The 14140-nt window shown below is 72.7% G+C and carries 13 protein-coding genes; 7 read left to right on the top strand and 6 right to left on the bottom strand.

Annotated elements, in window-relative coordinates:
• Window positions 1–2 precede the first annotated feature (2 nt).
• Window positions 3–1466, bottom strand: a complete 1464-nt coding sequence (locus O7615_RS03680; protein ID WP_278175798.1) for a sigma 54-interacting transcriptional regulator — start codon at window positions 1464–1466, stop codon at window positions 3–5.
• Window positions 1467–1627: 161 nt separating this feature from the next.
• On the opposite strand from O7615_RS03680, the gene O7615_RS03685 reads away from it, so the two are divergent.
• Window positions 1628–2083, top strand: coding sequence for a GNAT family N-acetyltransferase (locus O7615_RS03685; protein WP_278181965.1), 456 nt, complete (start codon window positions 1628–1630; stop codon window positions 2081–2083).
• Between the two features lie 8 nt (window positions 2084–2091).
• Here the strand turns inward: O7615_RS03685 and O7615_RS03690 are convergent, their stop codons facing one another.
• Window positions 2092–3060, bottom strand: coding sequence for an aldo/keto reductase (locus O7615_RS03690; RefSeq protein ID WP_278175799.1), 969 nt, complete (start codon window positions 3058–3060; stop codon window positions 2092–2094).
• A gap of 79 nt (window positions 3061–3139) precedes the next feature.
• Window positions 3140–3409, bottom strand: coding sequence for a flavin reductase (locus O7615_RS03695; protein ID WP_278175800.1), 270 nt, complete (start codon window positions 3407–3409; stop codon window positions 3140–3142).
• A gap of 129 nt (window positions 3410–3538) precedes the next feature.
• On the opposite strand from O7615_RS03695, the gene O7615_RS03700 reads away from it, so the two are divergent.
• The 3 genes from O7615_RS03700 (at window position 3539) to O7615_RS03710 (ending at window position 6208) form a co-directional block, all read left to right on the top strand.
• Entirely contained in the window at window positions 3539–3757 is a 219-nt protein-coding gene (locus O7615_RS03700; RefSeq protein ID WP_278175801.1) for a hypothetical protein, read from the top strand.
• A 367-nt stretch (window positions 3758–4124) separates the two neighbouring features.
• Window positions 4125–5120, top strand: a complete 996-nt coding sequence (gene mgrA, locus O7615_RS03705) for an L-glyceraldehyde 3-phosphate reductase (protein ID WP_278175802.1) — start codon at window positions 4125–4127, stop codon at window positions 5118–5120.
• Window positions 5121–5206: 86 nt separating this feature from the next.
• Window positions 5207–6208: a 2-hydroxyacid dehydrogenase gene (locus tag O7615_RS03710; RefSeq protein ID WP_278175804.1), complete on the top strand. Its 1002-nt coding sequence runs from the start codon at window positions 5207–5209 to the stop codon at window positions 6206–6208.
• Here the strand turns inward: O7615_RS03710 and O7615_RS03715 are convergent.
• The gene (locus O7615_RS03715; RefSeq protein ID WP_278175806.1) at window positions 6163–7497 is read right to left on the bottom strand and encodes an MFS transporter; all 1335 of its coding nucleotides are present in this window, start codon (window positions 7495–7497) and stop codon (window positions 6163–6165) included. The genes O7615_RS03710 and O7615_RS03715 overlap by 46 nt on opposite strands.
• A 72-nt stretch (window positions 7498–7569) precedes the next feature.
• On the bottom strand, window positions 7570–8997 hold the full coding sequence (locus tag O7615_RS03720) for an aldehyde dehydrogenase family protein (protein ID WP_278175808.1): 1428 nt from the start codon (window positions 8995–8997) through the stop codon (window positions 7570–7572).
• 305 nt (window positions 8998–9302) lie between these two features.
• Between O7615_RS03720 and O7615_RS03725 the strand changes: the two genes are divergently transcribed.
• From O7615_RS03725 to O7615_RS03735, 3 genes are all read left to right on the top strand, one after another.
• A complete protein-coding gene (locus O7615_RS03725; RefSeq protein ID WP_278175810.1) occupies window positions 9303–10139 on the top strand; it encodes a helix-turn-helix transcriptional regulator in 837 nt (278 codons plus the stop codon).
• Between the two features lie 188 nt (window positions 10140–10327).
• Window positions 10328–11398, top strand: a complete 1071-nt coding sequence (locus O7615_RS03730; protein WP_278175812.1) for a trypsin-like serine protease — start codon at window positions 10328–10330, stop codon at window positions 11396–11398.
• Window positions 11399–11592: 194 nt separating this feature from the next.
• Complete coding sequence (locus O7615_RS03735) at window positions 11593–11991, top strand: carboxypeptidase-like regulatory domain-containing protein (protein WP_278175813.1); 399 nt, start codon at window positions 11593–11595, stop codon at window positions 11989–11991.
• Between the two features lie 21 nt (window positions 11992–12012).
• On the opposite strand, the gene O7615_RS03740 is transcribed toward O7615_RS03735, so the two are convergent.
• Entirely contained in the window at window positions 12013–13992 is a 1980-nt protein-coding gene (locus tag O7615_RS03740) for a sigma-70 family RNA polymerase sigma factor (RefSeq protein ID WP_278175815.1), read from the bottom strand.
• Window positions 13993–14140 lie beyond the last annotated feature (148 nt).

A 14140-nucleotide genomic window follows, 5' to 3' on the forward strand; every position in this document is an offset into this window, starting at 1 on the left:
GCTCAGTCCCGACCGCCGTAGCGGGTACGCCCGGAGTCGGTGACGTCCTTGCCCAGCCGGCGGCTCAGGTGCAGCCCCTCCAGGACGAACTCGACGGCCGCGGCGGCCTGCCCGGTGCTCGGCGCGTCGCCGATGCCGAGCCGGTCGAGCACCTTGGCCAGCCCCGGCACCGTGCCCACCTGCCGCAGCAACTCGCCGGCCGGCACCAGCTCACCGGTCTCGATCGCCTGCCCGTCGTCGACGAGGGCGGTGAACCCCGACAGGTCCAGCCCGGCCAGCCGGGCCCGGAACGTCTCGGCGGTGGCGGTCCGCAGCAGGTGACCGAGGACCTCGACCTCCCGGCCCTCCTCGCCGCTCTCGAACTCCACCTTGCCGCGCAGCGTCGACGTCACCGACACCGCGTCGCCCACCCGTGCCACCGCCTCGGGTGCAAGGAAGGGCTCGGCCGGCGCTCCCGGTGCCACGGCGTCGAGCAGGCTGGCCCGGCGCAGCGCGGCGGCGGCGACCGTCTCCGCGGCGGCGATCGCGAACCGGGCGGAGACGCCGGAGCGGGGGTCCACCGACGGCGACTCGCGCACCGCGCGGGCGAACCGGGCGAGCACCTCCAGCACGTGCTCCGGCACCTCGGCGACCAGATCGGCCTCCTGCCGGATCAGCGCCAGTTCGAGCTCCAGATCGGTCGGGTAGTGGGTCCGGATCTCGGCGCCGAACCGGTCCTTGAGCGGGGTGATGATCCGGCCCCGGTTGGTGTAGTCCTCCGGGTTGGCGCTGGCCACCAGGAGCAGGTCCAGCGGCAGCCGGAGCTGGTAGCCGCGCACCTGGATGTCCCGCTCCTCCAGCACGTTGAGCAGCGCCACCTGGATCCGCTCGGCCAGGTCCGGCAGCTCGTTGACCGCGAAGATGCCCCGGTTGGTACGCGGCACCAGCCCGAAGTGGATCGTCTCCGGGTCGCCGAGCGTGCGCCCCTGGGCCAGCCGGACCGGGTCGACGTCGCCGATCAGGTCGCCGACGCTGGTGTCCGGCGTGGCCAGCTTCTCGCCGTAGCGCATCGAGCGGTGCAGCCAGCCGACCGGAAGATCATCGCCGGCCTCGGCGACCAGCGCCCGCGACGCCGGTGTCACCGGGTGCAGCGGGTGCTCGTTGAGCACCGACCCGGTGATCACCGGGGTCCACTCGTCCAGCAACGTCACCAGCGACCGGATCAGCCGGGTCTTGCCCTGGCCCCGCTCGCCGAGCAGCACCATGTCGTGCCCGGCGAGCAGCGCCCGCTCCACCTCGGGCAGGACGGTGTCGTCGTACCCGACGATGCCGGCGAAGCGCGGACCGCCGTCGCGCAGGCGGGCCAGCAGGTTGTCCCGCAGTTCCTGCTTGACGGTGCGGTAGCGGTGACCGGCGGCGCGCAGCGCGCCCAGCGTGCCGGGCAGGTCGGCCGGCGGGACCGATGATGTCGTAGACGGTGCACTCACCCGCCCAACGCTAGCTCACCACACACCCCGCCACCCACGCGTTGATCATGAAGTTGTTGCCACTCACCACGGCGTGTCGCGACAACAACTTCATGATCAACGAGGAGTGTGGCGGTGGTGGGGCGCGCGTTACGGTAGCGCCTGTGACGGAACGGCGCGCGGTGCTCTCCATCGATCATGAACCCTGGGGGTCGGCCGACGCGGCCCGGCTGCGCGACGCCCAGCGCGCCGAACTCGACGCCCGCTACGGCTCCGACGACCACGAGCCGGGCGCCGAGCCCACGGCGGAGACCGTCAGCGTCTTCCTGATCGCCCGGGACGGCGACGGCACCGCCCTGGGCTGCGGCGGCCTGCGCTTCCTCGCCGACGACTCCGCCGAGATCAAGCGGATGTACGTCACCCCATCGGCCCGGGGCACCGGCGTGGCGACCGCCATCCTGCGCGCCCTGGAGCGGGCCGCCGGCAACGCGGGCGTACGCACCCTGCTGCTGGAGACCGGCACCGCCCAGCCCGACGCGATGCGCTTCTACGAGCGTGAGGGCTACCGACGCATCGACAACTTCGGGCCATACGTCGATGAGCCGCTCTCCGTATGCTACGCCCGCGACCTACCCTGACCCGACGATCAGCGGCCGGCGCGGGCCTTGATCAGACGAGGTACGGCGGCCAGCCCGGTGACCGGGCGGAACGCCCGCGTCGCGTTGACCAGCGCGGCGTACTCGTCCTCGGTCAGGTCGATCTCGGCGGCGGCCGCGTTGCGCTCCAGCTGCTCCACGGTGGACGCACCGGGGATGGCCACCACGTTCGGGTGCCGCAGCACGTACGCCAGGGCGATCTGGCTCGGCGTGGCGTCGTGCGCGGCGGCCACCTGGCGCAGCGTCTCGATCAGCGCGGTGCCGCGTTCCAGGTTCTCCGGCAGGAAGTACGGGTTGGCCCGGCGGATCGCGCCGACCGGGGGGTGGTGCGCGTCGTACCTCCCGGAGAGGAAGCCCTGCGCCAGCGGGCTGTACGCGATGACCAGCCGCCCGGCCTGCGCCGCGTACGGCAGTAGATCCTCCTCCGGCTTACGGTCGAGCATGCTGTAGCGGACCTGATTGCTCAGCACCCGCCGGCCCAGCGCCGCCTCGGCCACCTGCCAGCGGCGCAGGCTGTAGTTGCTCACCCCGACCTCGCCGACCAGGCCGACGTCCTGCAACGCGCGCATGCCCCGCATGGTCCGGTGGTCGCCGACCAACGGGTTGGGCGAGTGCACCTGGTAGAGGTCGATGCTGGTGACGCCGAGCCGGGCCGCCGAGGCGACCGCGCGCTGCTGCACCACCGACGCGACCGGCAACACCGGAAGGATCTTGGTGGCCACGGTGACCTTGCCCCGGTCGGCGGCCAGGGCCGCGCCGAGGATCCGTTCGCTGCGGCCGAAGCCGTAGATCTCGGCGGTGTCGAAGAGGGTGACACCCAACTCGACGGCGCGCCGGACGATGTCCGTCGCCAGCCGTTCGTAGTCGGGGCCGTAGCCCCACTCCCGCGAGCCGAACTGCCAGGTACCGAGACCGATCTTGGACAGGGGTTTCGGGGTGTCGAGCCGCACGTAGCGCATGGCATCGACCGTACCCGCCACAGAGCACGATGACCGCCGATCCGCCGGGCGCGCCCGCACCGCCACGCACCGGCCCAACTCAGTCGGTCGCGGCACCCGGGTCCGGCGGGCGACTCGCCCGCCGGATCCAGCCGAGGAAGCGGCCGTACAGCTCGAAGCCGTCCGGGTTGCCGCCGATGCGTTCGAGGTCGGCGGTCGCCTCCCAGAGCAGTTCGGCCATCTCGATGGCGAACGCCCGGCCCTTGCCGACGTACTCGGCGGCCAGGTGCAACCGGGCCACCCCGCAGGGCCAGGGATGCGCGCACGCCGCACAGAACCACATCGGCTTGACGGGTGCGTGTCGCTGCATCAGGTGTCTCCTCCCCCGGCCCTGCCGGCACACCCCGATCCCACCCCACCCACCACTACCCTGTCAACATGTACACCCCCGATCAGGGCTCCCCAATCGGGGAGATGAAGTTGTGCATACGTTCGAGTCATGGCCGAGGGACCGGGCGAGCTGATGGGGCCGTGGGAGATTGCCCAGCGACTCGGGGTAACGCGCTCACGTTTCCAGCAGATCGCGATGCGACCCAGCTTCCCCAGGCCCTACCAGGAGCTGCGGGCCACCAAGGTCTGGCTCAAGTCCGACGTCGAAGCCTGGATCGCCGAATACCGGCGGCCGCGACCGGCGGCCGACGAGGATGAGCAGGGCTGATGACGGCCTCGGCCGCCCGTCACTGGAGAGCCGGGTCCGGTTGCCCTACTGCCCTTCCGACGCTGTCGAGCTGAACCGTTTGTGCTCTCACGGCGGGTCCGACGCGTGCTGCGCAGCTACGCGGCCCGCGAGCTGACGACCGCGACCCGGCACGGCCAACTGCCCGCCGTCGGTCGGCGGCGACCGGCGGGGACGGCGTGATTCGTTTACGCCCTCAGCTCGACAGCACCCAACGACCACCCGCCCGACCCGCCACCTCGGCGGGGCCCAGCCACCTCGGCGGGCCGGCCTCGCGGCAGCCGAGCGAGGCCCAACCGGTGAGGTAGGCACCGGACAGGTGCCGGGCGGCCGGTGGCGGACTATGGTCATGATCGTGACCTACCTCGCCGCCGACGCGCGCTACGACCAGATGACCTACCGGCGCAGCGGAGCCAGCGGGCTGCGGCTGCCGGCGATCTCACTCGGCCTCTGGCACAACTTCGGGCCGGACCGCCCCTTCGAGCGCCAGCGGGACATCGTCCGCCGCGCCTTCGATCTTGGCGTCACTCACTTTGACCTGGCCAACAACTACGGGCCACCGCCTGGTGCCGCCGAGGAGAACTTCGGCCGGATGCTGGCCGGTGACCTCAAGCCGTACCGCGACGAGCTGGTCATCTCCAGCAAGGCCGGCTACCTGATGTGGCCCGGCCCGTACGGCGAGTGGGGTTCGCGCAAGTATCTCGTCTCCTCGCTCGACCAGTCGTTGCGCCGGCTCGGCCTGGACTACGTCGACATCTTCTACAGCCACCGGTACGACCCGGACACGCCGCTGGAGGAGACGATGGGCGCCCTGGACGCCGTCGTCCGCTCCGGTAAGGCCCTCTACGTCGGCATCTCCAACTACGACTCCGAGCAGACCCAGCGGGCCGCGGCGATCCTGCGCGACCTGGGTACGCCGCTGTTGATCAACCAGCCCGCGTACTCGATGTTCAACCGGTGGACCGAGGAGGACGGGCTGCTGGACACGCTGGAGCGCGTCGGCGCGGGCTGCATCGCGTACAGTCCGCTCGCCCAGGGCCTGCTCACCGACCGCTACCTCGACGGCATCCCGGCCGACTCCCGGGTCCGCACCAGCGTCTTCCTCGACGAGAGCGACGTGAGCGAGCAGCGGCTGGCCACCATCCGTGGGCTCGCCGCGATCGCCCAGCGGCGCGGGCAGTCCCTCGCGCAGCTCGCGCTCGCCTGGGCGCTGCGCGACCCCCGGATGACCAGCCTCATCATCGGCGCCAGCAGCGTGCCCCAGCTGGAGGCGAACGTCGCCGCGGTGCACCACCTCGACCTCACCCCCGAGGAGCTGGCCGACATCGACGCCCAGCTGGGCTGACCACCGCCCAGGGACATCGGGGCGAGGGCCGCAAGACCCTGCCCCCGCGCGGGCGCTCCGCCGTAGCGTGAGGGTGGAGGTGGCCCATGCGAGTGGCGGTGTTCAGCACGAAGCCGTACGACCGGGAGTTTCTCACCGCGGCCAACGCCGCGGCCGGTCACGACCTGATCTTCCTGGAGCCACGGCTCACCGCGCAGACCGCCCGGTTGGCCGAGGGGTCGGACGCGGTCTGCGCCTTCGTCAACGACGACCTCTGCGCCGAGGTGCTCGACCAGCTCGCCGGGGCCGGCGTCCGGGTGGCGGCGTTGCGCTCGGCCGGCTTCAACAACGTCGACGTGGCCGCCGCGAACAAGCTGGGACTGACCGTGGTACGCGTGCCGGAGTATTCTCCACACGCCGTGGCCGAGCACACCGTCGGCCTGATGCTCGCCCTCAACCGCAAGATCCATCGCGCCCACAACCGGGTACGCGAACACAACTTCGCCCTCACCGGGCTGCTCGGCTTCGACCTGCACGGCCGTACGGTCGGGATCGTCGGCACCGGGCGGATCGGCATCTGCGTCGCCCAGATCATGGCCGGCTTCGGCTGCCGGGTGCTGGCCAGCGACCCATACCCGAACGACGCGGCGGTCGCCGCCGGGGTCGAGTACGTCCCGCTGGAGCGGCTGCTCGCCGAGTCGCACATCGTCACCCTGCACTGCCCGCTCACCCCGGACACCTGGCACCTGATCGACGCCGAGCGGATCCCCCTGCTCCACGAGGGCGCGATGCTGATCAACACCGGCCGGGGCGCGCTGGTGGACACCCGGGCCGTCATCGACGGGCTCAAGAGCGGCCGGATCGGCTACCTCGGCCTCGACGTGTACGAGGAGGAGAGCGACCTGTTCTTCGAGGACCGCTCCGAACGGGTCCTCGGCGACGACGACTTCGCCCGGCTCACCACCTTCCCCAACGTGTTGATTACCGGGCACCAGGCGTTCTTCACCGAGGACGGCCTGCGCAACATCGCCGCCACCACGATCGGCAGCCTCACCGCGATCGATCAGGCCGGCCCCGAGGCGGTCCCCACCCCCGCCCGCGTCTGCTGAGACCGCCCCACCACCACGCGCCCCGCGCCGGTCGCCCGCCCGTTGGGTATGAGTGCGCCCACGAGGGCGGCGGCGACGCTGGCCAGGCCGGCGAGCAGGAACGCCCGGCCGTACCCGGCGGCCGTGGGCGAACCACCCGGGAGCGCGCTCGCCGCGACGACCGTGGCGGCGATCTGCGCGCCCAGCGCCGACCCGACCGAGCGGACGAGGGCGTTCACGCCGGTCGCCTGGCCGGTCCGCCCGGCGGGGACCGCCTCGATGACGAGGTTGGGCATCGCGGCGAGCGCGAGGCCGATCCCCGCGAAGACCACCAGGCTGTAGCCGAGCAACGCCGGCAGGCGACCCAGGTCGCGGGCTAGCAGGAACAGGCCGGCGGCGGTGACGAGCGCGCCGAGCACCAGGCTCAGCCGGGCACCGAAGCGCCGGCCCAACAGGCCGGAGAGCGGGCCGGTCACCAGCATCGCGAGGCTTCCCGGCAGCAGCAACAGGCCGGCCACGGTGGCGCTCACGCCGAGGCCGTACCCGGTCGCGGTCGGCGCCTGGGCGATCTGCGGGAGCAGGACGAACGCGCCGAACATCCCGAAGGCGACGAAGACGGTGGCCACGTTGGTCAGCAGGACCGTGGGCCGCACCAGCGCCGGGATGTGCACCAGCGGATCCGGGGTGCGCCCTTCCACCAGCACCGCGCCCCGCACGTCGACGGTGCCGCCCGCGCGGCGCGACGACGCCGGCAGGAAGAGCCAGACCGCCAGCGTCGAGAGCGCGGCGACACCGGCACCGAGCCAGAAGATCCACCGGTACGTGGCGTGGTCGGTGAGCAGCCCACCGACCACCAGACCGAGGCCGGCGCCGATCCCGGAGATCGCGGAGAGCAGGCCGATCGAGCCCGGCAGCCGGCGCGGCGGCAGTACGTCGCGGGCGATGCCGAAGCCGAGCGGGAAGATGCCGCCGCCGGCGCCCTGGATGATCCGTCCCGCCACCACCCAGCCGAGTCCGGGACCGGCCGCGGCCACGACGGACCCGGCGGCGAACAGCAGCAGGGCGACGACCAGCAGCCGGCGCTTGCCGAACATGTCGCCGAGCCGGCCCATCACCGGGGTCCACACGGCCGCCGAGACGAGGTGGGCGCTCAGCGTCCACGCCACGTCCGTACGGGATGCCGCGAACGCCGTGGCCATCGCGTCCAGCGACGGGACGATCGCGGTCTGCGTGACGGCGAAGCCGAACGTCGCCACCGCGAGGACCGCGACCGCGCTGCGGCCCACGGCGGGCTCGGCGCGAGCACTCATGGCGGAACTCCTTCCATCAACCGCCCGCGGCCGGCGGAACCACCGTGGGTTCCGCCGGCCGCGATGCGCGGATCAGCGCTGGATGGCCTTGGTCTCCAGGAACTCCTCGAGGCCGGCCCGGCCGAACTCGCGGCCGTTGCCGGACTGCTTGTAGCCGCCGAACGGGGCGAGCGGGTTCCACTGGCCGCCGTTGACGTCGACCTGACCGGCGCGCAGCCGCATGGCGACGGCGAGAGCGTGCTCGGGCTCGCCGAAGACGCCGGAGGTGAGGCCGTACAGGGTGCCGTTGGCGATCGCGACGGCCTCGTCCTCGTCCGCGTACGGGATGATCGTCAGCACCGGGCCGAAGATCTCCTCCTGGGCGATGGTGGAGTTCGGGTCGACGTTCGCGAAGATCGTCGGGCGGACGTACGCGCCCTTCTCCAGCCCCTCCGGCCGGCCGGGGCCACCGAACACGAGCGTCGCGCCCTCGGCGATGCCATGCTCGATGTAGCCGTCGACCTTCTCCCGGTGTGCCTCGTAGGCCATCGGGCCGATCCGGGTGGTCTCGTCGGTCGGGTCGCCGACGGTGTACGCGGCGGCGGCCGCGACGGCCAACGCCACAGCTTCGTCGTGCCGGGACGCCGGCACGAGCATCCGTGGCCAGGCACCGCAGACCTGGCCACCGTTGGCGAACGCCATCATCACCCCGGTCTGCACCGCCTGCGGCAGGTCGGCGTCGTCCAGGATCACGTTCGCGCCCTTACCGCCAAGCTCCAGCGCGACCCGCTTGACCGTCTCGGACGCGACCGCGGAGATCCGCTTCCCGGCCCGGGTGGAACCGGTGAAGGAGATCATGTCGATGTCGGGGTGCGCCGAGATCGCCTCGCCGACGACCGCGCCGGTGCCGTACACCACGTTGAAGACCCCGGCCGGCAGGCCCGCCTCGGCGGTGACCTCGGCGAGGATCCGTGCCGTCAGCGGCGCGACCTCGGAGGGCTTGAACACCATGGTGTTGCCCGCGACCAGTGCGGGCGCCAGCTTCGACACGATCTGCTGGAGCGGGAAGTTCCACGGCGTGATCGCGCCGACCACACCGATCGCCTCGCGCACGACCAGTGAGGTGCCGACCTCCTCGGTCCAGGCAAAGTCCCCGGCCAACGTGGCAAACGACTCGGCGACCGCGAGCGGGAAGCCGATCTGGGCGGTCCGGGACATGGCGATCGGGGAGCCCATCTCGGCGGTGATCGCGGCAGCGATCTCCTCGCTCCGACCCCCCAGCCCGGCGCCGATCCGCCGCACCACGGCGGCGCGCTCGGCGGGCGGGGTAGCGGCCCAGCCGGGGAAGGCGGCCCGGGCCGCGGCGACGGCCCGGGCCACGTCGGCGGCGGTGCCGGCGGGCACCTCGGCGACGATCTCACCGGTGGCGGGGTTGATGACGGTCGTGGTGTCGGCGGATCCGGCGGGGACCACCCCGCCGTTGATCCAATGGCCGTTGGGTGTGTGCGTGTTGGTCGTCATGGATCCGAGTCTTGGCTGGTCGCGCGGGGGGCAACCAGGCACAGTCGATCCGTGGATAGCCGGCTTCGACGGGGGTGCCGCCGATCCCCGGACAACCGTGACATGGCTGCCCGCCCACCGCCGATGTCACCGTGGCGGCACGGCCGTGGGGTTGGCCGCGCCGCCACCGGGGCGGTCGGCACGGAAACAGCCCCGACGGGCCAGTTGTTGTCAACGACGACCGCCCCGGCGGCCGGGGCGAGGCAACGAGGCCGCCTCGGTGGCCGGGGCGAGGCAACCACGACCGGGGACCGGAAGGAGCCGTCATGGACCGCGCTCGACTCGCCGAGTTCCTGCGGAGCAGGCGTGCGGCGCTCCAGCCGGAGGACGTCGGGCTGCCCCGTGGGCAGCGACGGCGGCGCACCGGTGGGCTACGCCGCGAGGAGGTCGCCGCCCTCAGCGACATGTCGAGCGACTACTACAGCCGGATCGAGCAGCAGCGCGGCCCGCAGCCGTCGGAGCAGATGCTCGCCTCGATCGCCCGTGGTCTGCGGCTCTCGCTGGCGGAGCGGGATCACCTGTTCCGGCTCGGCGGATATCCCGCGCCGCAGCGGGTCCGGCGCAACGAACACATCAACCCGGGCATGATGCGCGTCTTCGACGGCCTCGGCGATGTCGCCGCCCAGGTGGTGAGCGACCTCGGCGAGACGCTGACCCAGACCCGGCTGGCCACCGCGCTGCTCGGCGACGAGACCAGTTTCACCGGACTGGCCCGCAGTGCGCACTACCGCTGGTTCACCGATCCGGACGCCCGGCGCAGCTACCCCGATCAGGATCATCCTCGGCACAGCCGGCTGATCGCCTCGGACCTGCATCGCGCGTACACCCGGGACGGAAGGGGTTCCCGGGCCGCGGAGATCGTCGATGCGCTGCTGGCCGGCAGCCCGGAGTTCGCCGAGCTGTGGCGGCAGCATCCGGTGGCCGGCCCGTACTGCGCGCCGAAGCGCATCCAGCACCCGGAGCTGGGGCTCCTCGAACTGCACTGCCAGGTCCTCGTCGACCCGGACCAGTCGCAGCTGTTGCAGGTCTTCACCGCCACGCCCGGCAGCGAGAGCCACGAGAAGCTCCGACTCCTCTCGGTCGTCGCCGGCCAACGGCTCTGACCCGCGTCGCCCAGCCGACGGCTCGGACCCGCCGAGCGGCGACGGTGGCGCGACACGCCGACACCGTACGCATTCTGTCCGAAACTGAACGTAGTCGGTGTCGACGGACGGACAGAGGCGCGTCTAGGCCCGTTTGGCCGATATAGCTTCCCCATCGAAAGCGTCCAGCTTCGATGAGGAGGGCCCACGTGACCCCCGCTCCGTCCATCACGACCCGACTGAGGATCACCCTCGCGATCGGGTTCACCACCGTCCTGGCGTCGGCGCTCGCCGCCGCACCGGCCACCGCCGCACCGACCGCCGAAGCCTCGACCACCGCCGCCTCGACCACCGCCGCTCGGGCCGGGGCGCACGGCGCGACCGCCGACGCGGGTGCCCTGCCCGCCGCGGTCGCGCTGCCCACCGTGCAGCGGGGCGTCGACGGCAACCGGGGAGCCGGTACCTCCGGCGCCGCCGGAACCGGTAAGGCCGGTCCGGGAGGCAGCCGGTTCGACGCCGGTGGCCTTCCCCCGGCGACCGACGGCGGGTCGGTCGGCATCCAGAGCGTCATCGGCGCCGACAACCGGGTCCGGGTCGACCCGACCACCGTCTTCCCGTCCAGCGCCATCGTGCAGATCGTCCGGACCACCGGGGGCACCACCTGGGGCTGCACCGGCTGGCTGTACGGGCCGAGCATCATCGCCACCGCCGGGCACTGCGTGCACCCGGGCGGCGGCCAGAACGGCGGCGGCGGGAACAACTTCTACCCGCGCGGCGACTTCCAGATCATCCCGGGCCGCAACGGGACGGCGACACCGTACGGCACCTGCACCGCGACCCAGCTCCTCTCGGTCAACGGCTGGACCCAGAACGGCGACGAGACGTACGACTACGGGGCGATCCGGCTCAGCTGCGCCGCCGGCAACAGCACCGGCTGGTTCGGCCTCTGGTGGCAGGGCGCCACGCTCACCGGCACCGCCAGCACGGTCAGCGGCTACCCGTGCGACAAGACCTTCGGTCAGCAGTGGCGTCACGCCGGGCAGACCGTCCAGGTCACCCACGACCGGCAGGTCTTCTACCAGAACGACACCTTCGGCTGCCAGAGCGGCAGCCCGGTCTACCAGACCCGGGCGGCCGGCAGTTCCTTCTGTACGGGCCAGTGCGTGCTGGCGATCCACGCGTACGGCCTGCACGGCTCGTCGCCGCACTCCACCAACAACCACGGCACCCGCATCACGGAGAGCGTCTTCAACAACCTGATCACCTGGCGTAACGGCTGACCCGAGCCACCCGTGCGGATGGCCGGCAGCCGAGCCGCCCATCCGCACGGAACCGCCGTCACCGTCGGCACGTCCCAGTAACTGTCCGTCACCACTACCAAAGGGAGCGCCGACATGAGCGAGCGGAGCAAGCGAATCATCAGGCTCAGCGCATTGGTGCCTCATGGCGGCACGCAGCGCAGCGGAGTGCCGTCATGAGCAGGACGCGCCTCGGGGTGCTCGCACTCCTGATCGCCGCGCCGTTGCTGATCGGGGCGAGCCTGCTCGCGTTCGGCGGCGACTACCCCGTCTCGGACGACGGGCCGCCACCGCCGCCACCCCGCACCGACTCGATGGGCACCGTGACCGGCACCGCCACCACCGCCGCCGGCGAGCCGGTCCGCGAGGCGTCCGTACAGGTCCGGCCGCTCGACGAGCCGGCGCCCGCGATACCCGAGATCGGCGTCCTCACCGGCGACGCCGGGCGGTACGAGTGGCGGCTTCCACCGGGCCGCTACGAGATCGTGGTCCGCACCGACGAGCGGGACAGCGCACCGCAGACCGCGACCGTGACCGCCGGCCAGACCACCCGGCTCGACTTCACCCTGCCGTGATCGCCACCCGTGCACCGGCCGTCAGCCGGCGGCCCGGAAGGCGCGACCGATCGCGGTCGCCTCGCTGCCGGTGCGGAAGAGGCCGGTCTGGTCCTTGTCGGTGGCGGGCAGGCCGAACCAGGCGTACCGGTGCAGCCAGGGCAGCCCGCCCAGCATTCGGGTCGCCGCGGTGAGGAACGCCGCCTGCTGCGCCTGGCTCGGGAACCGGACCCCGTTCGAGAAGTCGATCAGTGCGAACTCGGTGAGCCAGATCGGCAGCCGGTAACGGTCGTACACCGCCTGGAGATACGACCTGAGCTGGTCCACCGCGTTGGCGGTCCGGAAGTCGCCGCCGTACCAGTGCAGGGCGATGAAGTCGACCCGGTACCCGCGCTCCCGCACACCGGTCATGAAGCGGTCGAGCCACTCGCCGGGCCGGTCCCCGCCCCAGGCCACCGCCGGGCTGCCCAGCGGGAGGCCGGTCGCCTCCAACTGCGGCCACAGGTCCAGCGCCCGCTCCACAGTCATCTCCGCCTGGCCGGCGAGGTCCGGCTCGTTGAAGCCGAGCAGGTACCGCCCGTTCTGCCTGGCCTGCCGCAGGTTGCCGGCGGTGACGCTGTCCGCTCCCCAGATCATCGGGACGAACTCGGCGCCCCTCGGGGTGGTCACGCCGGGGTGCGCGACGTTCCAGGTGTAGTACCAACTCGCGCCGGAGTCGGCCAGCGCCCGGCTGACGCCGTCGAAGGTCCACACGCCGACGCCCTTCTTCTTCGAGGTGACGACCGGCGGCGGGGCAGCGGGGCGTACCGCCGTCGGGGTTGGTCTGGGTGTGGGGCTCGCCGCCGGTGACGTGGGAGCGGCCGACGGCGTCGGCGGGGGCAGGCTGGCCGGCGGGTTCGGCGCCGGCAGTGCCTCGCCCGCCGGCGCCGCCACCGGCGCGGGTGCCGAGCCGGTCCGCTGCGCCACGACGATCGCCCCGACCGCCAGTACGGCGACCGTGACGGCCACGGCGATCGGACCCGCGACCTTGGCCGACCCGACCGGAAAGAGGCCGCTCAGCCGGGGGCGCACCGCGTGGGCACCCCCGGGCGCACCGCCGCTGCTCTGCGCGGCGGTGCGCCCGAGCGCCTCGACCGCCGTCGGGTCCGGCGGCTCGGCGTGGGGGGTGGCCGGCGCGACGTGCTGGCTGGCGGCGGCGACGGGCGGGACGGTCGACGGGGGCAGGTTGGCCAGGATCGCCTCGGCGGCACCGGGCGGCAGGGGCAGCAACGGCAGCCCGGCGAGCAGCCGGTCGATCGGGACCAGCTCACCGGTGGCGCCGGCGCAGCGGGCGCACTCCCGCACGTGACGCGCCAGGCGCTTGCGCCAGAGCGGGCCGGGCCGGCCGTCCCAACTCCGGGTCAACTCGCCCAGGCCCGGACAGGCGGAGTGCCGCAGCGCGCGGACCACGCCCCGGGACGCCTGCACCTGTTCCTTCATCCGCTGGATCCGCACCGCCGCGTGGCCCTGGGTGAGGCCGAGGGCCGCGGCGAGTTCGGCCCGGTCCAGTTCCCCGGTCTCCTCCAGCCACCAGAGGGCGAGCAACGCCTGGTCGTCCTCGTCCAGCCAGCGCGTCGCCTCGGCGACCTCCCGGCGCTGGTCGGTCAGGCCGAGCCGCAGAATCGTCATGCCGGCGAAGTCCCCGGCCGGATCGGGCACCCCGTACGCCACGTCGAGATCGGACGTACGGTCGAGCGCGGTGCGGCGCCAGTGTTCGCGGTCGCGTACCTGGCGGACGGCGATGGCGATCAGCCAGGACCGGTACGCGGCGGGATCCCGCAACCCGGGCAGGTTCCGGACGACGCGCAGCAGGGTTTCCTGGACCACGTCGTCGACGTCGGCGTGCCCGCGCAATGCCCGGCCGACCACGTTGTACACGAGCGGTAGGGAGACCGCGAGCAGGGCATCGAGCGCCCGCGGATCGCCGGCACGGGCGGCGATCACCAGGTTGGTGTCCGCTCCACCCCGATCTGCCAGTCGCATACCTGCCACTCCTCCACGTGATCGCACCACTACCGGGCGAGGCGCGGCGGAACACCCGGGCCGACGCCTCCGCACAGGAGACGCCCGGCGTCCGCCGGGATAACAGTTTCGGCAGTGTCTCACCGCTCCCGTTGGCGGTACCCCGGGC

The organism is Micromonospora sp. WMMD1082, from assembly GCF_029626175.1.
Lineage (GTDB): Bacteria > Actinomycetota > Actinomycetes > Mycobacteriales > Micromonosporaceae > Micromonospora.